Origin of the sequence: Haloplanus aerogenes, from assembly GCF_003856835.1 — an archaeon.
Lineage (GTDB): Archaea > Halobacteriota > Halobacteria > Halobacteriales > Haloferacaceae > Haloplanus > Haloplanus aerogenes.
This window is the reverse complement of record NZ_CP034145.1, coordinates 929471-951390: the sequence shown is the minus strand read 5'-3', so window position 1 is coordinate 951390 and position 21920 is coordinate 929471. Positions and strand designations below refer to the sequence as shown.

The 21920-nt window shown below is 50.9% G+C and carries 18 protein-coding genes and 1 pseudogene; 5 read left to right on the top strand and 14 right to left on the bottom strand.

Annotated features, from left to right (window positions below; translation table 11 throughout):
- Window positions 1-4 precede the first annotated feature (4 nt).
- From DU502_RS04970 to DU502_RS04950, 5 genes are all read right to left on the bottom strand, one after another.
- Window positions 5-1396, bottom strand: a complete 1392-nt coding sequence (locus DU502_RS04970) for a DUF4330 family protein (protein WP_121920106.1) — start codon at window positions 1394-1396, stop codon at window positions 5-7.
- A 357-nt stretch (window positions 1397-1753) separates the two neighbouring features.
- Window positions 1754-3556, bottom strand: a complete 1803-nt coding sequence (gene glmS, locus DU502_RS04965) for a glutamine--fructose-6-phosphate transaminase (isomerizing) (protein WP_121919500.1) — start codon at window positions 3554-3556, stop codon at window positions 1754-1756.
- A 4-nt stretch (window positions 3557-3560) separates the two neighbouring features.
- Window positions 3561-4724, bottom strand: coding sequence for a sugar phosphate nucleotidyltransferase (locus DU502_RS04960; RefSeq protein WP_121919501.1), 1164 nt, complete (start codon window positions 4722-4724; stop codon window positions 3561-3563).
- Between the two features lie 93 nt (window positions 4725-4817).
- Window positions 4818-5591 carry a UTP--glucose-1-phosphate uridylyltransferase AglF gene (gene aglF, locus DU502_RS04955; protein ID WP_121919502.1) on the bottom strand — a complete coding sequence of 258 codons (774 nt, stop codon included), beginning with the start codon at window positions 5589-5591 and terminating at the stop codon, window positions 4818-4820.
- A gap of 516 nt (window positions 5592-6107) precedes the next feature.
- Complete coding sequence (locus DU502_RS04950) at window positions 6108-7073, bottom strand: glycosyltransferase family 2 protein (protein ID WP_158601137.1); 966 nt, start codon at window positions 7071-7073, stop codon at window positions 6108-6110.
- Window positions 7074-7238: 165 nt separating this feature from the next.
- Here DU502_RS04950 and DU502_RS04945 point away from each other — a divergent pair, with 165 nt between their 5' ends.
- The gene (locus tag DU502_RS04945) at window positions 7239-7730 is read left to right on the top strand and encodes an acyltransferase (RefSeq protein WP_121919504.1); all 492 of its coding nucleotides are present in this window, start codon (window positions 7239-7241) and stop codon (window positions 7728-7730) included.
- 10 nt (window positions 7731-7740) lie between these two features.
- On the opposite strand, the gene DU502_RS04940 is transcribed toward DU502_RS04945, so the two are convergent.
- The 8 genes and pseudogenes from DU502_RS04940 to DU502_RS04905 all read right to left on the bottom strand — a co-directional run bounded on the left by DU502_RS04940 (window position 7741) and on the right by DU502_RS04905 (window position 15951).
- Window positions 7741-8748: a Gfo/Idh/MocA family protein gene (locus tag DU502_RS04940; RefSeq protein WP_121919505.1), complete on the bottom strand. Its 1008-nt coding sequence runs from the start codon at window positions 8746-8748 to the stop codon at window positions 7741-7743.
- The gene (locus DU502_RS04935; protein ID WP_121919506.1) at window positions 8745-9848 is read right to left on the bottom strand and encodes a DegT/DnrJ/EryC1/StrS family aminotransferase; all 1104 of its coding nucleotides are present in this window, start codon (window positions 9846-9848) and stop codon (window positions 8745-8747) included. Before DU502_RS04935 ends, DU502_RS04940 begins: the two co-directional genes overlap by 4 nt.
- Window positions 9849-10113: 265 nt before the next feature.
- The gene (locus DU502_RS04930) at window positions 10114-10965 is read right to left on the bottom strand and encodes a class I SAM-dependent methyltransferase (protein ID WP_121919507.1); all 852 of its coding nucleotides are present in this window, start codon (window positions 10963-10965) and stop codon (window positions 10114-10116) included.
- A gap of 99 nt (window positions 10966-11064) precedes the next feature.
- A pseudogene (locus tag DU502_RS04925) lies at window positions 11065-11891 on the bottom strand (IS5 family transposase).
- A gap of 87 nt (window positions 11892-11978) precedes the next feature.
- Complete coding sequence (locus DU502_RS04920; RefSeq protein ID WP_121919508.1) at window positions 11979-13373, bottom strand: nucleotide sugar dehydrogenase; 1395 nt, start codon at window positions 13371-13373, stop codon at window positions 11979-11981.
- On the bottom strand, window positions 13366-14343 hold the full coding sequence (locus tag DU502_RS04915; RefSeq protein ID WP_121919509.1) for a Gfo/Idh/MocA family protein: 978 nt from the start codon (window positions 14341-14343) through the stop codon (window positions 13366-13368). Before DU502_RS04915 ends, DU502_RS04920 begins: the two co-directional genes overlap by 8 nt.
- On the bottom strand, window positions 14330-15409 hold the full coding sequence (locus DU502_RS04910; RefSeq protein WP_121919510.1) for a DegT/DnrJ/EryC1/StrS family aminotransferase: 1080 nt from the start codon (window positions 15407-15409) through the stop codon (window positions 14330-14332). The genes DU502_RS04915 and DU502_RS04910 overlap by 14 nt, the downstream gene beginning before the upstream one ends.
- The gene (locus DU502_RS04905; protein WP_121919511.1) at window positions 15406-15951 is read right to left on the bottom strand and encodes an acyltransferase; all 546 of its coding nucleotides are present in this window, start codon (window positions 15949-15951) and stop codon (window positions 15406-15408) included. The genes DU502_RS04910 and DU502_RS04905 overlap by 4 nt, the downstream gene beginning before the upstream one ends.
- A gap of 228 nt (window positions 15952-16179) precedes the next feature.
- Between DU502_RS04905 and wecB the strand changes: the two genes are divergently transcribed.
- Window positions 16180-17247, top strand: a complete 1068-nt coding sequence (wecB, locus tag DU502_RS04900) for a non-hydrolyzing UDP-N-acetylglucosamine 2-epimerase (protein WP_121919512.1) — start codon at window positions 16180-16182, stop codon at window positions 17245-17247.
- On the opposite strand, the gene DU502_RS04895 is transcribed toward wecB, so the two are convergent.
- Window positions 17236-18345, bottom strand: a complete 1110-nt coding sequence (locus DU502_RS04895) for a glycosyltransferase family 4 protein (protein WP_121919513.1) — start codon at window positions 18343-18345, stop codon at window positions 17236-17238. The genes wecB and DU502_RS04895 overlap by 12 nt on opposite strands.
- A 201-nt stretch (window positions 18346-18546) precedes the next feature.
- Between DU502_RS04895 and DU502_RS04890 the strand changes: the two genes are divergently transcribed.
- From DU502_RS04890 to DU502_RS04880, 3 genes are all read left to right on the top strand, one after another.
- The gene (locus DU502_RS04890; RefSeq protein WP_124897021.1) at window positions 18547-19584 is read left to right on the top strand and encodes a glycosyltransferase family protein; all 1038 of its coding nucleotides are present in this window, start codon (window positions 18547-18549) and stop codon (window positions 19582-19584) included.
- Window positions 19584-20813, top strand: coding sequence for an O-antigen ligase family protein (locus tag DU502_RS04885; protein WP_124897020.1), 1230 nt, complete (start codon window positions 19584-19586; stop codon window positions 20811-20813). Before DU502_RS04890 ends, DU502_RS04885 begins: the two co-directional genes overlap by 1 nt.
- Window positions 20814-20892: 79 nt before the next feature.
- Window positions 20893-21777, top strand: a complete 885-nt coding sequence (locus tag DU502_RS04880) for an IS1595 family transposase (protein WP_121919514.1) — start codon at window positions 20893-20895, stop codon at window positions 21775-21777.
- Window positions 21778-21920: the final 143 nt, after the last annotated feature.

Here is a 21920-nt window from a genome sequence, read left to right as displayed (position 1 = left end):
TATCCTACGCAGAGATGACCGTCGCCTCAATCGTTATTGTTCCCAAGTCGATGACGATTTGTGATCGTTGCCGGATACTCTGGCCCTTGAAGCGGATGCCACTGGTCGTCTCACGGACGCGGAGTTCAGCAGTGATCATCACATCACGGTTAATGGGATGATCAACAACGTTTACCGAGCCGTTTTGGCCGGTGGTGATAATGAGTGAGGGATCCACATTGACATCGGTAATCCTCGCAATCGTCTTTCCATTTGCACGCTCGGTCATCCCTGGTCGGATCGACTCTGCAAACTCTTCGCGAACCTCGTTCATCCGGAGGACAACGGTGCGAGTTGTCGATGTGCCCCGGGGTTCAACCGCCCCAACACGTTCGATAGAACTCGATAGCTGGTAGCTCTCCGCCTCGAGACTGATAGTATTACCCCGTTGGATCGGTGTCGACCCAAACTGTTCGCGCTCGCCATATCCGAGTGTCCTCAGCGAGACGCCCACGAATACTCGTTTTCGATCCGGATTCTGCGTGGCATAGGTCATGACACTCTCAACCTCTGCTGTTCGGTGCCCCGCGACGGTGGCAACATCTCCCTCGGCAATGCGGTTGGCCGTCTCAACGTCTACAACCGTTTCAAGTAACACGTCTTCGCTCCCCCGGCCGAATCCCTCACCAACGCGTTCAACACGGCCGTTGTACATGTAGTCCTCCGTTGGGAGCGGAACGACTTGCCCACGCCGGAGTGGCGTTCCACCAAATTGGGCCTGCCCCTGTTCTTGATGCGTTTGCAGGGTGGCTTCTACGAACACCATCCGCTCGGTAGTATTGCCAGTCGCATAGGCGGCAACATCGTTGATCGTCGCGACCGTACGGCCAGCGATGCGGATCTCATCACCGACCGCGACTTCTCGGGCATCGGAGGCTGGCATCGTATCTCGGAGGACAACCGTCGCTGTGTCGACCGCAAGCGTATCGCGTTCACCGATCGCCCGTATCTGTCCACTCACGACGTATCGATTCGTTCGAATGTCGAGGCTCCGTCCTAAGCGCGGTGGGGCATCGGCGTAGACGACCCCCCCCTCGGTCATCGGGCCTTGGAGTTCCGCGCGGACGATGACCCGTGTGCCGTCATCCGCCGGCGTGAGATGGACATCAGTGACTGTGAGTTGGGTGTTTCCATTCGGACTGTATGTGTCTCCCTCGTTGATCGCAGCAATTAGATAGTCTGGCTGTGTCCCTAACTCAAGCGTCACATGGGTTGAGCTGCGATCTGGCCCTGAGTCAGCCGGTTGCAGTAGGAACGCGGCCCCTGCAGCGATAACGGCGAGGACGAAGAGTACAACGAGTGCGTCAATAACATTAATAACGCCAAATAGATTCCCGTCGTCATCAATCAATGACATCGCACCCACCAGTACGCATGTTGCCCGATAGTGGCTAACAGAGCGACTAAACCATTTCGGAAATTGGATTCCCAAAGAGTCGGACGGTAACCTCTACTAAAATGGCCACGCCGTGAAATCCTGCTCTGGAAGTTTCCACCGAAAGTGGTGTTCAAGATTCAACTCGTCCCAAGCCATCAGAGATACGCTGGTGAAACGCTCGTTTTATTCCCTGTATAGGACTGTAGCCCGGCCAATGAGATCGTTCGAGAGGCGAGACCTCCCGTGATCACGAACATCTCCGATTAGCGAGTGACAGTGAGGTAAGCCTGCGGGCCTCCACGAGACAGTCATTTAGAACCGTTGAACAGAGTGCCCTTACTCAACGGTCACGCTCTTTGCGAGATTGCGCGGTTTGTCGATCGGCCGTCCTTTTTTGTTTGCGACATGGTACGCAAATAGTTGGAGAGCGACATTCGCAACGACTGGCTCTAACGGCCCACAGGCTGGAATCTCGAACATAGTATCGACATTGGTTGTTATTGCTGGGTCGCTAGCTACGCCGATGACTGCCGCACCACGGGATTCGACCTCCTTGACGTTGTTGACGGTCTTCTCGGCTGCCGCTTGGTCAGTAAGGATTGCGATAACGGGTGTATCAGGTGTCACTAGCGCGAGTGGTCCGTGTTTCAGTTCGCCAGCGGCGAAGCCTTCTGCGTGATCGTAGGAGATCTCTTTGAGTTTGAGGGCGCTTTCAAGCGCCACTGGGTAGCCTGTTTTCCGGCCAACATAGAAGAACGCCTTACTGTCTGCGTAGGTTTTGGCGGCGCGTTTGATGGTCGGTTCTTGGTCTAACACCTGTTGGACAGCCCCAGGAAGATCACGGAGACTTTCGAGAAACTCCGTCGCTGCTTGCGATGTCAGCGTCTCTCGAACCTGTCCTAAATATACCGTGAGTAGTGTGGCGGTCGCGACTTGGGAGACGAAGGTCTTGGTTGCTGCGACGCCAATCTCCGGCCCGGCGCGAATAAAGATCGTATCGTCAGCTTCCCGGGTCACCGTACTCCCAAGCGTGTTGGTGAGTGCGAGTGTTCGTGCGCCTGCCCGAATGGCCTCGCGGAGTGCCGAGAGCGTATCTGCTGTCTCACCACTCTGCGTGATGGCAAGCACCAGTGTCCGCCACGGATCGCGGTCCCCCCTGAACTCGTATTCGCTGGCGATGTGGACAGTAACCGGGACTTCGGCGTGCGTTTCGAGGAGTTCTTTCGCATAGAGGCCGGCGTGATATGAGGTTCCACAGGCGATAATCTGAATCTCTTCGATGGACTGAAGATACTCCGTCGGGAGATCAACTTCGAGGTCAACACTCGTAGCTAGGTCGTCGATTCGACCGGAGATTGCCTGCCGAAGCGCGCGCGGCTGTTCGTGGATTTCTTTGAGCATATAATGCTCATAGCCACTCTTGCCCGCGGCTTCGGCATCCCAGTCCAGGGTGTCGGTCGGTCGTTCAACGGGTTCCCCGTCGTTATAGATCGCGATGTCATCCGTAGTCAGGTGAGCGATGTCACCTGATTCGAGGTAGGTAACCCGATTCGTATGCTCAATGAACGCGGTGGCGTCACTCCCGATGAACGTCGCGCTATCGCTGTGCCCGATCAGCAGGGGACTATCTTCGCGTGCAACGACGATTCCATCGTGACCAGCTGCTGTTGCAGCGATCGCGTAGCTTCCCTCAAGTTGTTTGGTCGTTCGCTGAACCGCGCTCAGTAAGGAGATACCGTCAGCAAGATGTGTCTCGATGAGATGCGGAATCACTTCGGTGTCGGTCTCACTCTGAAAGACATGTTGCTCGCTGAGTTCCCGTTTAAGGGCATCGTAGTTTTCGATGATCCCATTATGGACGACCGCGATCTCGCCAGTACAGTCTGTGTGTGGGTGGGCGTTTGTTTCGGTCGGCTCGCCATGCGTACTCCACCGCGTGTGGCCAATCCCGATCGTGGCGTCAGCTGACTGTGGTGCTGTGAGTTCGTCAACTTCTCCCTCTGTTTTGGCGAGCGTAAGCGTCTCGCCGGTGAGTGCGATTCCCGCTGAGTCGTACCCTCGATATTCGAGATTTTTGAGTCCCTGATGGACGATCCGTCCCGTGTTATCTGGGCCGATGTAACCAATAATTCCACACATGCGATTATCCCCGTTGTACGTGACTGCCATCGTCAATCCGGCCCGATACGTAGGTCCCGCTGTCGAGTGTGGTGGTGTTCCCGACGATCGTCCCCGGGGTAATGGTAACATTGCCTCCCCCAGCCACGTTATCGCCAATTAGGCCCCCAAGTGTGACATCGTGATGCACTGTATCCGACAGGACAACGTCAGCATGTCCCCCCTCAACTGTCGTGTTTGGACCGAGTGTCGTATTTGCCCCAACGATACAATCTGTCATGACAGTTCCACTCTTGATTGTCACATCAGATAAAATAATCGTGTTTTTTAAGATCGAACCGGCGCCGATACTAACGTTGTCACCAAGACTGACGCCATCCAACACGACTGCCTGTGGATGAATAACCGTATTCTCCCCAATAGCTACTGGATTTCTGACTACTGCCGAGGTGTCGATCGTAGCACTCTCAGAGATAGCGTCTTCTGATCGGTCCCTAAGAAGCGCATTATTGACTGTGAGTAAATCCCACGGTTCCGAGACATCTAGCCACGTTCCTTGGTAGCGAACTGCTTCAAGTCGTCGGTCGTCAATAAATGTGGCCAGCGCATCTGTCAGTGCCTGTTCGCCGTGCGTCTCAATGCGACGGATGCCAGCGAAGATTTCGGGACCAAAGGCATAGACGCCAGCGTTGATGTAATCTGATTTTGTGAGGTCGGGATGTGGCTGTTCTTCCAGCCCAACGACGGTTTGGCCCTCAAGTTCCACGACCCCGTATCGACTCGGTCGTTCAATGCGGGTGATCGCCATTACTGGCCTGTTTGTCTCTTCCCGGCGATCGATGACTGCATCAATAACTGCCGTATCGATGATCCGGTCGCCATTTAATGCTATAAAATATTCACCGAGTCGTGATTCTGCCTGTAGCAGCGCATGTCCGGTTCCTAACTGTGTTTCTTGGACAACATACGAGATATCCAAGCCGGCGTAGATGTCTTCGAAGTGACTTTGAATCCGATCTCGATTCGAGCCGACAACTAAAATCACCTCGGTGATCTCTGTCTGCACAAGGGCGTCGATGATATGCTCAAGAATTGGTCGGTTTGCGACAGGGAGCATTGGCTTTGGCCGGTTCTCTGTGAGCGGCCAGAGTCGCCGTCCCTTCCCCGCTGCGAGTACGACTGCTTTCATACGCACTGGTTTCCGCCACGAGATATAGACCTTTGGCAGAGAGTCTACAGAAATCGCAACACAGGTTTAAGATAGAATAGATGATCCGGCGTATTATTCTCCCGTCTCAACCGCTGGATCAGCTGTCTTAGTCGTCGTCACGGCGTTGGAGTCCGCACTACTTGAGAGGCGTCGTTCAGCCTCCTCGCGGTCTTCAGGGTACCCAATGTCGATCCGCCAGCCGTCGAGGCCAATAGCGTCGATAGTCCGCCCCGACTGGATGAGAAGGTCAATGGCATCGGATATTTCGTACTCGTTGCGCTCCGATGGTTGAACGAGGTGACACGCGTGGAAGATTGCTGGCGAGAAGGTATAGAATCCAGTCATCACTAAGTTGCTCGGTGGATCTTCCGGTTTCTCCACTACATCTGTGATCTCTCCATACGGGTTGGTGTCACACACGCCGTAGCGGGAGGCCTCCTCCCACGGCACTTCCTCGACGAGAAAAGCGGCGTCCGTACGGTCTTCGTGCTGTCGGCGGACCACGTCCTGGAGATTCGCCCGGAAGATGTTGTCGCCGAGCATCAACATGAAATCGTCATCGATGTACTCTTCGACTGTCAGGAGGGCATGGGCGAGTCCCCTCTGCTCTCGCTGGTGGGTGTAGGTAATCGGGATGCCATCGTACTCGTCGCCGTAGTGATCGATGATGACCTCCTTCATATAGCCGACAACGGCGATGAGTTCGTCCGCACCAAGTTCAATCAACTTGTCGAAACAGTGAGTGATGAGTGGCTTCCCATTGACTTCGACCATTCCCTTGGGCTTATCTTCAGTTAGCGGCCGGAGGCGCGTGCCTTTCCCAGCCGCGAGTACAACGGCTTTCATGATCTCGAATTCTTTTTCCAGGGCCGATAAGAATTCTGTATTGACACTGTTGATTAAGCCGGTTTGGAATTTATCCCGATACTGAGATCACCGGTGATAACTGCGAAAGGAACACCCCTGATTCCGTAGCGACAGGGCATTCCGTGAGTAGGACAATGGAGTCCGGAGTGCCTTGCACAGGCGATAGGAAAAACTACCGACTCAAGAGAGGAAGGTGATTTGCGGATGAATGATACGCACCCATCGAAATGCATTTTTTCATTGACAGTCTAAATGAAGACAAGGTGGCTATTCACGAGTGTTGCCTGACTGGTCGTCTGCACGTTTAGGTTTGTCTTTGTGGATACGGTATAGTCTCCACGATTGACGGGACTTCCCGGAAAGTTGCTTGAGAATGTCGCTGAACGAACAGTGAGCAGCTTACAAATTGGGCATTGTTTTCTGAAATGATTCATAATTTCCTGTTGCCCCCGTTATTCCTCACCGTTATAGAAATAGTTAAAATTCATATAGCTTCTATGGAGAAATCGAGCCGTGCAGGATTCCTAAAGCAAAACTGGAGTGCATTATGAACAATGCGAGTACAGCTCCGGGAATATGCTTCATATCTGTCCCTACTTTCGACGTTCTAATCGATGAGATAGCTACAAAATTAATAATGATAAGGTAACTTCCGAGCATCAGTGGCCACAACGGAATAGTGACGCTACCAAGTATGATCATAGCTAAGCCACAAACACGTGGTGGAAGCGGATATTCGTCTAATTTATTGAAGACGTTGGCTTTCCAGTACCCGTTGCCATAATACTGTTTTGCAAGTGCTAATGGAGTTGATCTGGGGACATAGCTAATTTGTAACTCTGGATACTGATAGAGACGGAAGCCAGCGGCACGAACTCGCTTGTTATACTCATAATCTTGTGCCCGTGGGAGGTCAGTATCCATTTTTCCAACGGTCTCAATAACTTCACGTCGGTAAGCCCCGAAGTTCACCGTCTCAACATAGCCTTCTACAGGCCGGAACCGTGAACTACTTGCTCCTAATCGAGAGATGAGTGCGGCTGCCACTGAGTGTTCAAAGTAGGTCTCCGGGGAGGGAACCATTCGACCACCAACCACATCAGCATCAGGCGCACGATCAAATGCGGTCATTATGTGATTGAAAAATTGCTCGGAAACGATGCTGTGGCCACTAATAAAAGAAACGACCTCACCAGTCGCGTTTTCAAGACCAATATTTATGCCGTGTGGTGTTGTTTGTTGAGGATTATCATATAATGACACACACTGATGGGCCTGCTCATACGATGAAATCTGCTCTCGAGTCCGGTCTTCGCTTTGACCGTCAACAACTAAAATTTCTTTGTGACTTTCACAATCTGCAGAAATTAACGCATCCAAACAGCTTTCGATAGTCTGTTCTTCATTATGTGTGGGAATAATAATTGAAACCGAAGTTATTTTAGAGTTATCGGTAGTCATCAATCGATAGGATCGTTTTTTGAATATAAATATATTGGTTCGGTGGAGCATCTTCTCCCACAGATAATCAGGTTTCCTCTTTTAGGGAATCTGTAGTGAGTCTGCTGCACCTGATGATCTCTCTGAGTACGAACGTATATGTTCCATCCTGTTAGACAAATAGATATGGAGACAAAACAGATCAAAAACTGTGATATTGGAGAGGGGACAGAGATTGGCGATTTCGTTTCAATCAAAGACTCAGAGATTGGGTCTAACTGCCGAATTTGGCGATTCGTCAATATGTATGGTTGCAAGATCGGTTCAGAGTGTATGGTCGGGAGTTTAGTAGAGATCCAGGAAAATGCAATAATCGGGCGAGAAACGCGGATACAATCACACGCATTCATTTGCTCAAAAGTTGAAATAGAAGAGAATGTCTTCGTTAGCCATGGCGTTAAATTTGTTAATGACCGGTACCCTCCAAGTGGCAATTCAGACGCTTGGGAATCAACGACGGTCCGTCAAGGAGCGTCGCTTGGAACCGGTGCTGTGATCATGCCTGTTGACATTGGAGAGAACGCAATGGTTGGGGCAGGGGCGGTCGTCGTTGACGATGTCCCACCAAACGCTGTTGTAGCGGGCAATCCAGCGAAGATTATCGACTATCGGGACTGAACTGCTGATATTATTCACTCATACGGAATTGATCCGCTCCAACAGAGACGGCGCTATTCGTCCGCTCTGATTCAGCGGCCCGCTCCAAAAGCGAGATCGCTTCAGCTCCAACCTGCCCACTGGCAAGAGGTGATCGGTCATTCTCAATTGCCATAAGAAAGTCTGTAACTTCCTCTCGAAGAGGCTCCGCGTTTCGTGTCTCATGAGTTGTCTGACCTTCTTCCATCGCACGGTACTCACCATCTTCACGCCGAATTCGGGAGTCAAATATCTCGAATTCGGTATCTTTCAAGTAATCAATATAGGCTGATCTCTCCGTGCCGATAACAATAAGTTCGCGCTTCTTTCCGAATACGGGGACTTGCCACGACTCATTAATCGTGCCGATGGTATTTTCATAGTTGAGTGTTAGCGTCGCTGTCTCCTCAATATCGTCCCGGATCCAAGAGTTCGTAGCGCAGAATATCCGATCGGGATGGCCTCCCAAAAGATAGCGATAAATGTCGACATCGTGAACTGCTAGTTGATGTAGGACTCCACTTGATTCCCGGGGAACACGGAAGGAATACCGATTCGTATGAAGATATTTGATATGACCGAGTTCTCCTCGATCGATCCGCTCTTTGACAGCTTGTAACGCAGGATGATATCTAAAAATATGTCCAACGGCAAGTGTCCGATTATTTTGATTCGCGGTCTCAACGATTTCCCATGCTGTATCACTGTGAATCGCTAATGGCTTCTCTACAAGACAATCTACGCCGTTTGAGAGTAGCGTTATAGCTATGTCTCTATGGGTATGCGATGGAGTGGCAATAACAGCAGCATCCACTCTTGAGATCAATTCTCGATAATCGGTGACGAATTCAACCCCATAATTAGAAGCGAGTTCTGTAACGCGATCCTCATCAAGATCGCAAAAGATGACCTCTTCTATGAGGCCATCTTCCTCAAGTTCCACGGCGACGCGTGCGTGGTTCGACCCCCAATACCCTGTACCGATCACTCCAAGTTTCATTGGAAATACCCCCCCACTCGGTTACAGACGTACTTAACCTCTGGTTCGCTCAACTGTGGATGCATGGGGAGAGAGACGGTCCGCGCGCAGATATCTTCCGCGACTGGCAGGGTAGTGTTCTTGACCCGATCACGAACGGCTTTATGTTGGTGAACTGCCTCCTCGTAGTGGATCCCGGTACCGATCCTGTGTTCGTCAAGGTGTGTTCTGAACCCCGCCCGTTCGCTTGCGGGTACTAATACTGGATAGTGATGATACACGTGTTTTGACTGAGGATATGTTTCTGGAAGGATGACCTCCTTAATATCTTGTAGTCGTTCATTATACTGTGAAGCTGCCTCTCTACGAGCCTGTATCCAGTCAGGAAGACGTGTGAGTTGTTCTCGACCAATGGCTGCCTTGACCTCATCTAGCCTGTAATTTAATCCGAGATGAGTGTGCTTTCCGCTCTCATCGCGACCATGATTTCTGAGAGCACGGGCTTCAGCCGCGAGTTCGGGATCATCCGTCGTAATCATGCCACCATCACCGCCAACGGTCATATTCTTCGTGGGATAAAAAGAAAAACAACCAACATCACCGAATGATCCGACTGGCTGACCATCATATATCGCCCTATGCGCTTGGGCTGCGTCCTCAATAACTGTAAGCCCATATTCATCAGCGATCTCAAGAATTGCATCCATTTCCGCCGGTTGACCGTGCATATGTGTGACGACGATTGCCTCCGGATTCGTAGCTTCATCTATGGCGTCTTTCAACAGCTCAGGATCCATCGTGTAGCGGTCAGGATCAACATCAACAAAAACGGGGTCTGCCCCGAGTTCAAGGACAGGACTAACCGTCGCAAAGTACGTATGCCCCGGAACAAACACTTGATCCCTCGGATTGATGTCAAGTGCCTTCATTGACAACAGAAGAGCTGCAGTCCCGTTCGAGACACCAATTGCATGATCGGTTGAGCATAGATCAGCAAATGCATTTTCAAGAGCCTCGCATTCGGGGCCCTTTACAAGACGTCCGCTTTCTAGTACGTTTACAGCCTCAGATATCATCTCGTCATCGATTGTGATGTCTACAAATGGAACTTCATCTACCATAGGTTATGACTCGCTCTTAGCAACTTATCATCTTCGGAGGTGACGAACTAATAGGATCTCTTAATGACGGTTAGTGGTGTGTTTAGCCGTGGTATTAAGAACGACTTCAACTCCTACTCTGCTATTTTCGACAGACTTGACAACACTGGAAAGATGAATAGCTCAGATTAGGTGCCTCCGTGGCGAACGATACTTGCATCGTTGGGCTCCGACGGGACCTAACCAATCTATACGCTGATAAGCGTTGGTATCTCCCTTGACGATGTCACAAAAATGCCGTGATTATTGCTGTTGGATTCAGCCGACCCAACTTTGGATATGGGCAGTATTCTACGGAAACCCGTGTAAATTCCTTATTTAGCCACCTAATTGTTTGTTTATAATCATATCCTCGATGGTTTTCATTCCTTTCGTGGATTGGGCTCCCGAATGCTGCTGCTAAGAGTTCCTTGATCGATTCTGTTTGACGCCGGTTTCCATCCAGAAAACGGTATACCTCCCGAACCAATACTGGCGGTCCAACTTCGATAGGAGCAGAGATGATGGCTCTGCCGTTGGGAGCAGTGACCCGACCTAATTCATGGATAGCAACTTGCTCTTCGGGAATATGCTCTAGAACATCAAGTGCAAATACCTTATCAAATGAATTACTTGAATATGGCAATTTTGTTGCGTCTGAAACAGTAAATCTCACCTTTTTAGGGTCTTTTCCAGCAATATCAAGCAATCCTGAAGGTGTTGAAAAGTGAGGGTTTTCTCGCGATATATCGGAGAAATGTACTTCATTAACCATACCCAGAAGTGACAATAAAAAAACCCCTGTGCCTCCTCCAACCTCCAAAACGGAATCATCTGGAGCGAGATCTGATTGATTCAGCGCTTGGTCAAATCTAGCATAATAATACTCAGATAGGCGGCCCGAATACATGTGATCGATATGACTAAAGTTTGTTGAGATTGCACCCGGATCTACATCTAACTCATTCAGCCGCGTGGCACGCATGACTTTGAATTGATTTGGCTTTTTTATGAATTCTGTGCTGTTGCAAATGCTACCGTCTTGAATAGCTACCTCCGAGCTGAGGTGAAGCAGCGCCGATTTTGAGATCGCTGGCATCAACCTCTCACCAGCCACCTCAAATTCTAACCATCCACGCCAGCACCGCTATTCAACAGGGCAGGATTACTGCCGTGTCGAATAGATGCTGAGTCACGGTTAGAGTGGGTCACACAGCGGTTCTATGTTGGAGATGGCGAACATGAGGACGATCTCACGGAACTGTCGATACCAGCCGAGCGCTCGCACGGCATCGCCGAGCGAGCGCTTCGTTGTCGAATACGACGTTTCGGCCATCCAGCGCTGAGAGTAGCCTTTTGCCCGGATGAGCGCGTTATGACCTAGCGTCAACGGTCTCGATCCACGCTGTAAGATGAGTGGCTCGACACCGAGGGCGTAGAACTCGTATTTCGTGATCCAGCTGTGGAAGGCTTTGTCGGCGGCCACCGATAGCAGGTCGTCCGCGTTCCGGCGGACGACCTGCGGCCCGGTCTTCGTATCGTGTTTCCACCGAGCAGAGATGTGTACGTCAAGGACAACAAGAGATTCTCTATCGGTTAACGTCGTCACTTTCAGCGTTTGGACGTTACTTCCCGACCGCTGGCGGTAATACGACGAGGCCGAGCGACAGTCGAAGAACGTGCTGTCGAGTGCAGCGTGGCCAGACTGCGGGTGTTGCTGCGCTGAAACGCGCAGCAACGCGCCCGCCAGACCCACATTTCCAGCCGGTCGAACGATTTGTAGAGGGTGGTGAAGTCAGGCAGATCGTCCGGATCTAGACCAAGTGCATCACAAATCTCGGTCATATACTGTAGCCGATTCGGTGTTTCACGGTAGCTGTGGCCGTCTTCAAGCCGGAAACAGTGGAGAACGACGTGCTTCCAGCGGGCGAACCCGCCGCTGGCGGGCTCGCCCGCGTGCTTTCCCAACGCTTGTTTGGCTAGGTGCCGACACTGCTCAACGAAGTCGAGGAGATCGACTTCCATAGACAGAATCGATTTCCTCGGCTTCGTCCTTCTACTCCGTGATATGAGCCGATTAGATCGCTATTCAACACGGCAGGAATTACAACTTTACGAATATTTCCCAATCTGCTTTCCCCTACCAATCGTGTATACCCAGGAATCTGTTTCTAGATTCTCTAGTGATGCCCGCCCATCAATAATTACGGCCGGATCATCAAGTTCTGTCCACTGAATTTGTTCGAATTCTTCATGTGGTGTCACAAGGATAAGGCCGTCTACGCTAAGTTCATAGAGTTTGTCCTGTTCAATCGGTTGGATATCAAACTCCTCAAATGAATCAAGTAATGGATCAATTCCAAACACTTCAGCATCCAAAGCCGATAGTTCCTGACTAATGGAGATTGCTGGAGAAGCCCGAATTTCCTTGACGCCAGGACGATATGTTAAGCCCAGAATTACGATTTTCGCATCTTCAATCGCGATCCCTTGAGACTCTAGGCCTTCCCGAACTTTGGCGACGGTAAACGACGGCATCGAATCGTTTACTTCTCGTGCGGCGGAGAGGAGTGGTGCAGGCGTTTCGAACGGTTTGATCAAGAAATACGGATAATACGGGATACAGTGTCCGCCGACGCCAGGCCCCGGATTGTGTATGTGACAGAATGGCTGTGTGTTGGCGATATCGATCGCTTCGCGAACATCAATACCTAATTCGTCAGTAAACTGTCCCAGTTCGTTTGCGAGCGCTATATTGACATCTCGGTAGAGTCCTTCAAATAGTTTCACTGCCTCTGCAGTCGTCGCATCTGACACCGTGAGTACTCCCTCCGAATTGATCGTATCGTAAATTACGCTCGCGGCGCGAGTACTCTCATCATCTATCCCACCAACAACTTTCGGATACGCACCGCGGATGTCTTCAAGCGCTCGTCCTGAAGAGGTTCGCTCCGGACAGAATGCGACACCGAATTCGCCTCGGTTAAGATCCGATTCGCCGAGAAGTCGCTCGAAAACACGCGTCTCAGTGGTCTTGGGAGGAACTGTACACTCGACGAGCACGATATCGCCTTCGGTCAATCCGGTTGCGATATCTGCGATCACCGTATCAAGGATTGCAAGATCTGGCTCTTTTTGTTCAGTGATTGGTGTTGGAACGATAACGACGTGAATCGATGCATCTCGAGCTGCCTCACGCGGCTCCGTCGTCGCTTGGAGCGAATCATTATTAACAAGATCGGCGACGAGCGAACCGAGACCAGGTTCCTGCTTAATATGACAATCCCCGTTCTGAAGACTGGAAACGACATCGGGATCGATATCTACCCCTATGACATTCCCACAAATCTCCGCGAACACAGCTGCCAGCGGAAGCCCCATTTTGCCGAGACCGTAGACTGCAACTGGAAATTTTCCACTCGTGAATGCTTCCTTTTGAGCGCCCTCATCTGTGGACGCTCCGTATAGTGATCCGAAGCCCTCTCGAGAGCTGTTGGCGTCAGTCATCAGTCGAGGCACTCTGCGATTTGAGGCCAGTTTTCTGCTCAATCTCCAGTGCGACTGAAAGCGCATCAAGTCCGTCTTTGATTGTCACCTCCGGCGTCGTTCCTGTCTCGACGACCTCTATGAATGATTCGAGTTCCTTCCGTAACGGTTCTCCGTTCTGTACGACCGGTCTCTCGATGATACTCTCGTGTTTGAACCGGACATCGCCATCTTTTTCGATGTACCTCGGGATCGAGTTTCGATGGATCTCAATTGACTGGTCGAGGTAGTCTACCTCAATGAAACACTCTTCAGCGGTGATTTCAAGCATTCGAACTTTTCGTTGCGTCTTCCGACTCGCAGTAAGTGACGCCACCCGGTCGTTATCAAACTCAAGAAGTGCACTTGCATGGCGGCCCCCACGAGTACTGGATCCAGAAACTGAGATAGGTGTCTCGCCAAACAAAAACAGCGCAATATCGATGTCGTGTATCATCAGATCGATCACTGCGTTATCCTTGATCTTCCGATCCGGTTCTGGACCGAGTCGCCGAGCGCGAACACTGATGAGAGACAGATCCTCGACAATCTCAGAGAGAGCGATTACGGCAGGATTGAACCTCTCGATGTGACCTACTTGGAGAGGCACGTCTGCCCTTTCAACTTGGCTAAGGAGATCGTTGGCACGCTCAAGCGACCCTAAAACCGGCTTTTCGACGAAGGTCGCAACACTCTGGTCTAGACACCTTGTCACCATCTCGTAGTGATACTGAGTCGGGACGACAACCGAGGCGGCGTCCACGTGCTCCAACAGAGCCTTCGTTTCCATCGCCTCGGTGTTGTGATTCTCGGCAACCGCACTCGCGCGCCCCGCATCAGCGTCGGCAACCCCGACGAGGTTCACGTCATTCAGCTCACGATATACGCGTGCATGGTGCTGGCCCATCGACCCCACGCCGATCACGCCAACATCAGTTCTATTCCGTGTCATAGTCTTGGATTGACTCGATAATCCAATTGCGATCGTCAGCCGAGACGGAGGGATGAACGGGAAGTGAGAGAACTTCCATCGCGGCAGCCTCGCCTTTGGGTGCAGTCACCTTGATACCATCATAAGCCGGTTGCTCATGAATACATTTCGGATAGTACACGTTGTTTCCAACCCCATGATCGTCTAGGTGATCTTGTAATTCATCTCTGCTGTCGGTACGAATTGTGTACTGGTGATATACGTGTTTCAGCCCGTCCGGTTCAGTTGGAGTGGCGACGCTTGTTTCGGTAAGACCTTCAGTCAGTTTGGCGGCGTTCTCTCGGCGTGTCTCAATGAACTCGGGAAGGCGGTCTAGCTGGACACGTCCGATGGCCGCCGCCATACTCGTCATTCGGAAGTTGTGACCGAGCATTGCATGTTCATACGACTCGGTCCGACCATGATTGACGAATTGGGAAGCTGCCTCGAAGATATCGTCGCGATTGGTGACGATCATCCCGCCTTCTCCTGTAGTCATGTTCTTCGTCGGGTAAAACGAAAAGCACGCCACGTCCCCAAGCGATCCTACTGGATCGCCACCATAGGTCGCGCCATGTGCCTGAGCTGCGTCCTCAACGATTGGTATGTCAAGGTCGCTCGCGAGATCCTGGATCGGGTTCATGGCTACTGGCAGTCCGTAGAGGTGAACCGGCATGATCGCGTCGACATCGTGTTTGCGTGCAACTGTCGTAGCTGCGTCGGGATCAAGGTTGTATGTCTCCGGGTTGATGTCGGCGAATACCGGTTTTGCTCCGGTAAAGCGGATTGCATTCGCGGTGGCGACAAAGGAAAGGGGAGTTGTCAACACAGTATCTCCCTCGCCAATTCCGAGTGCTTCGAGGGCAGCGTGGAGTGCGGCGGTTCCATTTGCCGTCGCGACTCCATATTCGACTTCGCAGTAGTCAGCGAATTCGTCTTCGAACTTGCGGACTTCCGGTCCGTCCGCAATCATTCCGCTGTCGAGGACGGCCTCAACACGCGCTTTCGCCTTCTCACTTATCGTCGGGTTGGCGATTGGTATCGTCATAGCTTGTTTCTCTGCGGGACCTCTTCGGGTAGCGATCGGTGTTCCGCGGGTGCACCAATCGCGAGAGTTTCCGGCGGTACGTCATCAACGACAACGGAACCAGCCGCAACAAATGATTTGGTTCCGACCGTCACGTCTGAGAGAATAGTCGCGTTCGCGCCAATAGACGCGTGTTCTTCGATTTTCGGTCCAGCGAGGTCGGCATCCCCTCGAATTGGATAGGGATCGTTGGTCAACACGGCGTGTGGACCGAGAAAGACGTGATCCTTGATCGTCGTGTGGGATGGGACGTATACGCCAGTCTGTAGACTCACGTTTGATCCGACAGTCGTGCGGCCGTCAATGACGGCCTTGGTTCCAACGAGGACGTCGTCGCCGATCTCAGTCAATTCTCTGACAAGCGCATAGTGGCCCGTTGAGAAGTGGTCGCCGATGGCGACATCGTTGTAGATGATCGTCCCGGCTCGAATCGTCGGGTCAGATCCAATGTGTGGCTCGTCGGAATCTTCCGTGTATTCGTACCCAATTATCGTGTGGTTCATGTTATGGATGGTATTTTTGGCACTCAGATATATTTGGCAGGTTGGGAGCATATCTCTTTTTAAGCCAAATATATGTGACGGATCAACGGCAATATTCCGGTAGGATAGCTGCAATCATATACGGTCTACCAGGAATCCCTTTGAACAACTCAAAATGACCTGCCTCAAATGGAACGAGATAACCATATCGGATAATATAATTGGCCGCTGCGGTTAATGCTACCTATTATGGATGTACTTTCCGTCGTCGGTGCTCGACCACAATTCATCAAGGCATTCGTAGTCTCACGCGAATTGCGGGCTACACACGACGAAGTTCTCGTTCACACCGGACAGCATTATGATGAAGAGTTGTCGGACATATTCTTTGAAGAACTGGGGATTCCGGAACCGGATTACGACCTCGGAATCGGTTCCGAGAGTCACGCGACCCAAACTGCGCGGATGATGATTGGACTGGAAGAGGTGGTCGAGGAGTATGCACCAGATATCCTGCTCTGTTACGGAGACACAAACTCAACACTTGCAGCTGCCATCGTTGCATCGAAGTTTGATTTGGAATTGGCACATGTGGAGGCAGGACTCCGAAGCTTCAACCGCGGGATGCCCGAAGAAATAAATCGAATTCTGACAGATCACGCGTCAGATATCCTGTTTGCGCCAAGCGAACGCGCTGTTGATCATCTCCAAAGCGAGGGAATCACAGAGAAGGTATACAATGTCGGCGATGTGATGTATGATTCACTTCTGTGGGCACGCGAAGAAGCTAAGAATCGCTCGACTATTCGTGAGGATCTCGGTGTTGCGAACGAGGAGTATCTCCTTGCGACGGTGCATCGGCCTCGGAATACCGACGATCGGGAGCGACTTAAAACGATCATCACGAGTCTCGCTATTGATCAGCGTCGCGTCGTGTTCCCGGCACATCCACGGACGATCGATCGGCTGAAGCGATATGATTTGCTGGCGATGACGGAGGAAGAGCTTACGCTCATCGACCCAGTCAGCTATCTGGACTTTGTCTCACTTCAGGCCGGTGCAGAGGTCATCGTAACGGACTCCGGTGGGATCCAGAAGGAAGCGTTCTTCCTTGATGTCCCCTGTATTACATTACGTGAGGAGACAGAGTGGCCGGAGACGATTGAGGCAGGTGGAAACCTTCTAGTCGGAGCAGATGCCGGCGCGATTCGTGAGGCACTAGCGAATCCTCCTCAATTATCTTCAAACTCCGAGCCGTACGGGGATGGAACTGCAAGTAAAAAGATCGTGGAAGTATTGAATAAATCATCCGAGTAGGTCTTCATATAGGTTAACGAGTTTCTCAGCTTCAGTTTCCCAGCTATATTCTGCCTCGACAAGTGAGCGCATTTGAACAGGATCGTAATCTCGTTCTAAGGCCGTTTCGACGGCATCTGCCGTAGCCTCCGTGTCTCCTTGCGGAACGACGTGGCAGTACTGTTCCGGCATAAATGCGTCTACTGCGTCGACAGGTGTGGTGACGATCGGTAATCCGGCATAGAGATATTCGAAGAATTTTGTCGGAACACCTTTCTTATAGTGTTCAACGTCAAGCAATGCGAGCCCCACATCAGCCGAATGGAGGTGCTGGAACATCTCATCGTACGCAAGATACCCGGGAAATCGAACGTATCGCTTGAGATTCCGTTGTTGGATAAATCGATCCACGCGTGCATGATTCTCGTCCGGTGACCATTTCCCGAGTGCCCATAACTCGACATCGATGTTACGCTCCAATAACGTTTCAAGGAGTTCAAGCATTCGATAGATCCCGCGCAACTCTTGGAGCCCACCAACATAACAGAGAACATATTCCCGATCTCGTTCTACCAGATTGTTAGCTGGTGGTAACGATTCCGTCCGTGGAAAGTTGTGTGCAACCGTAACAGGGATCCCCCGATCGCGGAACGGAGTGGCGATCCAATCGGAAACTGCTACGATCGCGTCGAAGCGCTCTGCTGTGGCCCCTTCAATTTTGGGGAGTATGTACGATAGCGGTCCCGATACAGGATTTGGAATCCACTCTCGTGTCGTAGCAATATGCCCGTAATCCTCGTGGACATCGTACACTACGGCCGAATCCGTCGTTCGGGAGAGATAGAGTCCGACCGGGATCAGCTCCGGGTCATGGAAGTGGTAGATTGACGGGTCGAGACGTTTCGCGATTTGAGCGACCTTCGGGATGTTCTTCCACCGGTCAACGCGTGTTTGAGACGATCCAAGATCGAAGAATTGGATTCTGTTTTGATCTTGGGCTGGAGCGTCATGAGCGAGGATACCGACATCGAATCCTTCGTTTGCAAGACTAATTGCCTCCTTATTGAAGATACGAACGTCCGTCGGCGTATGTGCTGTTGTCAGGTGCAGACTGTGCATAAATATTCATTCTATTCTTCAATGCCACTTAGTAAATTTCTTTCTGTGGATCATCAATTTTGTGATCGATAGAAATTCAAATAGTGTCTCCATCCAGCGTCGATCAGATTTGGACAAGTTCACAGAGGCATTACGACATGATCAAATGAAGCTGTAACCAGTTAGCATCTTCTTTACAGACCACAACTGTTAGATAGATCAGTGAAGACTATTCTTCTAATGAGAGTTCTTTTAGGCCCAGAGGGTGTTGCTGGGCAATTGGTTGCCTATGCCGATGGCTTGACCAAACATGGCATCTCTGTTTCGACATTATCAAAAACAGAGCACGAATTTGAGTATGAATATGACATCGTAATTTGGCCGAACGGGGAATGTTCAAATTTATGGAAGTCCCGCATGGATCGATTAATGACAACCCTGAAAATACTGCCAAAATTTGATGTATTTCATTATTTTTCTTCAAAATCAATTTTCGCGAACTATCTTGATCTGAGGTTGGCAGGCAAGCTAAACAAATTGCGTGTGATGTCCTTTACGGGAAGTTCATCTCGGATTATTGCCGATTGTGCAGATAAGAATCCATATCTAGATTCAAAGCGCTATCCCAGCTCTATTACAGACGCTCGACGGAAGAGCCGGTTGAAACAATTATCTGATGTGATTGATGTTGCGCTGATTCAGTACTATGAACTCGAAGATTATATTGCGCCATATTTTGATACAGTTGAACGCGTGCCGCGGGCAGTCGATACCCAGTCTATTCAGCCATGTTATCCCGAGTCTAAAGGGCCAATTCGAATTGCTCACGCCCCAACCAATCGTTATCTTAAGGGAACAAACGAACTAATTGAAATTGTCAGTTCATTTAGAACTGGTGAGGTGATACTAGACATAATTGAAGGAGTGTCGCATACTGAAGCGCTGGACCGACTCAGCAAAGCAGATATCATCGTTGACGCTCTTCGTCAGGGCTGGTATGGAGTTGTCGCGTTAGAGGGTTGGGCACTGGGTAAGCCGGTCATGGCTTACGTCCGCGGCGACTTGATGAGTCGGTATCCCGATAACATCCCGATCGTCAACACAAATTTAGATTCACTTAAAGAGGATTTGCTTACGTTGATTGGTGATCCAGATCTCCGTAACGAAATTGGACGCCAAAGTCGTGACTATGTGGAACAACATCACGATCAGGCGCAAGTCGCAAAACAACTGATCAACATCTATCGCGACCAGCTCTAATGAACGAACACAAAAATCGGACACTGATCGTCCCACTTTTCGTCAGTGCATTTCTTCTCTCTGCGTTAGTTGAACCTATAATTCCTGATTGGGTCCTAATCGGATTCAAATTGTTCGGATTTTGGAATTATGTGGGTGCGGCGCTCATCATTTGCGTCCATCTATCTCGCAATCCTCGTATTCGCTTGTCATTGTTATCTTTCGCACCGATTGGAATCTTTCTTTATTCTTCGTCTGTTTCAGTAATAGCTTCCCCAGCGGGATTGCAAACCCCGGTACTTGTTGAGATGGGGCAGCATCTAGTCGAATTTGCTGTGATTGTTCTTATGTTACGCACCCGTCTTGAACTGGAACGAACTCTCTGGATAATTCCATTGACTGTTGCGATCACGCTATTGGTGGCAACTTGGGAATTAGCTACGGGGACACATTTTGGCTTTAGTCGACTGGCGTTGGATAACTTCTCGACAGTTCGGGGAACAACGGCGCTATGGCATAATAGGAATGACTTCAGTTATTTTCTTGCACTTTCGACTCCAATTGTCATTTACAAAGTCAGACATGCGAACATATTTGATCACTTATTAAGCGCACTGGTAGTACTAATTGTAGCAACAATTATAGCATATAATGGAACGAGAAGCGCATTTCTTGCTCTTGTCTTGTCTTGCCTCCTCTACGTTGCGGCTATCAAGCAGCGCTCTTCAACTCGACACACATTTCGTGTTTATCGATTCGGCACTCTAAGCGTAATTGCGATTCTCTTCGGTGTGATTTGTGTGCCTCTGTTGGAGAATCCTTTTTTATACGGTTCAAGTCTATGGATTCGGTGGCAACTATTGACGTTAACCCCCACTCTGTTGATGTCATGGCCAATGGGTGTGGGGATCGGCAATATCCCACCAACTGTGGCGAAGATTCCTATTGCTACTTCTGGTGTTTTCTCGCCACATAATTGGGCCTTCCAACTCCTTGCCGAGCTTGGCATTGTTGGCGCTTTATTTGCGATTATCGTGATCGGGAAATCGATTGATGTCCTCGCCTATCACTGGTTTTCTGGCAAAAATGAAATTGCTTTGCCATTATTTTTGACGTTGGTTTCGTTTTTAATTGCAGGCTTCGCACCGAGTAATGCATTTTGGGGTATGCATATTATATGGATAGCTCTAGGATTCGCTATAAGTTGTCAAGCAATCCCGAGTCAGTCTAATACTATCGCTCATGGGTAGAGGATTGTTGGTCAGGCCGCAGCTGTAGCTGAAAGTCGTAGCGGGCAAGGGTGGCGCGTCCGCGCCACCCGACGAAAGCATGATTCCACTCAAGACGTTCGTCTCGGAGCGTCGCGCCGCGAACCTGCTGGCACAGGTTCGCTGGCGTGACGGCGTCTATTGCCCACGCTGCCGTGCCGAATCCGTGATTCGGTACGGCAGCTATCGAGTGTTCCAGCGATACTGCTGTAAGAATTGTGACCGCACATTCAACGATCAAACTGGCACCGTCTTCGAACACTCAGCGGTCGAACTCAGGAAGTGGTTTCTCGCGGTCTACACGTACATCCGCTTCAACACCAGTCTTCGGCAGTTAGACGTGGAAATCGATGTCTCCTACAAAACGGTGTACCGGCGCGTCCAGCGCCCGGAGGAAGCGCTGGACGCGCCTCGACCACAACTCGAAGGGCCAGTTGAGATCGACGAACTGTACGTGAAAGCCGGGCTCAAAGGCCGCGAGCGCGACCGACCGTCGCGCTCGCGTGGGCTCTCCACGCGTGGACGAGGATCGTACGAACAGGACAAGCTACCCGTGTTCATTCTGGCTGATCGCGGCACTGGCGACCGCTACGTTCTGCCAGCGAAAGCCGCCGACGAATCGACGATTCGACTCCTGCTTGCGAACCGCAAAGAGGAGTCGCTGACCGTTTACACCGACGGCTTTCGAGCGTACGAACCGCTTGATGAGGACGACGCATTCGACCGCGAATACGTCGTCCACGGCGACGGCGAATACGCCGATGGAGACGTTCACGTCGATACCTGCGAGAGCCACGGATCGCTGGCGCGATCCTGGCTCTCGCCCCATCGAGGCGTCTCCAAGGACAAGATTACGCCGTATCTCAGAGCGCTTCAACTTCGTCGTCGTGTCTACCGAAAACCGGGGAAAGAAGCGCTCAAAACCATCCTCGAAACTGCGCTCTAATTACCACCTATGAAAATCCTGCACCGAGAAATAGCGGGTGACTGTTGATAATTATTTGGGTGAGCCTTGGCTCACCCGAATACATTGCTGCAAATCACCAGATTACGGTGATCTGCGACGGGTTCGTCACCTGGTAGGGCGGG

Excerpts from the sequence above, each read along its gene's own strand:
- DU502_RS04895 (WP_121919513.1), bottom strand. The coding sequence starts at position 18,345 with ATGCACAGTCTGCACCTGACAACAGCACATACGCCGACGGACGTTCGT.
- DU502_RS04905 (WP_121919511.1), bottom strand. The coding sequence starts at position 15,951 with ATGAACCACACGATAATTGGGTACGAATACACGGAAGATTCCGACGAG.
- DU502_RS04950 (WP_158601137.1), bottom strand. The coding sequence starts at position 7,073 with ATGACTACCGATAACTCTAAAATAACTTCGGTTTCAATTATTATTCCC.
- wecB (WP_121919512.1), top strand. The coding sequence starts at position 16,180 with ATGGATGTACTTTCCGTCGTCGGTGCTCGACCACAATTCATCAAGGCA.
- DU502_RS04960 (WP_121919501.1), bottom strand. The coding sequence starts at position 4,724 with ATGAAAGCAGTCGTACTCGCAGCGGGGAAGGGACGGCGACTCTGGCCG.
- DU502_RS04910 (WP_121919510.1), bottom strand. The coding sequence starts at position 15,409 with ATGACGATACCAATCGCCAACCCGACGATAAGTGAGAAGGCGAAAGCG.
- aglF (WP_121919502.1), bottom strand. The coding sequence starts at position 5,591 with ATGAAAGCCGTTGTACTCGCGGCTGGGAAAGGCACGCGCCTCCGGCCG.
- DU502_RS04915 (WP_121919509.1), bottom strand. The coding sequence starts at position 14,343 with ATGACACGGAATAGAACTGATGTTGGCGTGATCGGCGTGGGGTCGATG.
- DU502_RS04940 (WP_121919505.1), bottom strand. The coding sequence starts at position 8,748 with ATGAAACTTGGAGTGATCGGTACAGGGTATTGGGGGTCGAACCACGCA.
- glmS (WP_121919500.1), bottom strand. The coding sequence starts at position 3,556 with ATGTGTGGAATTATTGGTTACATCGGCCCAGATAACACGGGACGGATC.
- DU502_RS04885 (WP_124897020.1), top strand. The coding sequence starts at position 19,584 with ATGAACGAACACAAAAATCGGACACTGATCGTCCCACTTTTCGTCAGT.
- DU502_RS04930 (WP_121919507.1), bottom strand. The coding sequence starts at position 10,965 with ATGCCAGCGATCTCAAAATCGGCGCTGCTTCACCTCAGCTCGGAGGTA.
- DU502_RS04970 (WP_121920106.1), bottom strand. The coding sequence starts at position 1,396 with ATGTCATTGATTGATGACGACGGGAATCTATTTGGCGTTATTAATGTT.
- DU502_RS04880 (WP_121919514.1), top strand. The coding sequence starts at position 20,893 with ATGATTCCACTCAAGACGTTCGTCTCGGAGCGTCGCGCCGCGAACCTG.
- DU502_RS04920 (WP_121919508.1), bottom strand. The coding sequence starts at position 13,373 with ATGACTGACGCCAACAGCTCTCGAGAGGGCTTCGGATCACTATACGGA.
- DU502_RS04945 (WP_121919504.1), top strand. The coding sequence starts at position 7,239 with ATGGAGACAAAACAGATCAAAAACTGTGATATTGGAGAGGGGACAGAG.
- DU502_RS04935 (WP_121919506.1), bottom strand. The coding sequence starts at position 9,848 with ATGGTAGATGAAGTTCCATTTGTAGACATCACAATCGATGACGAGATG.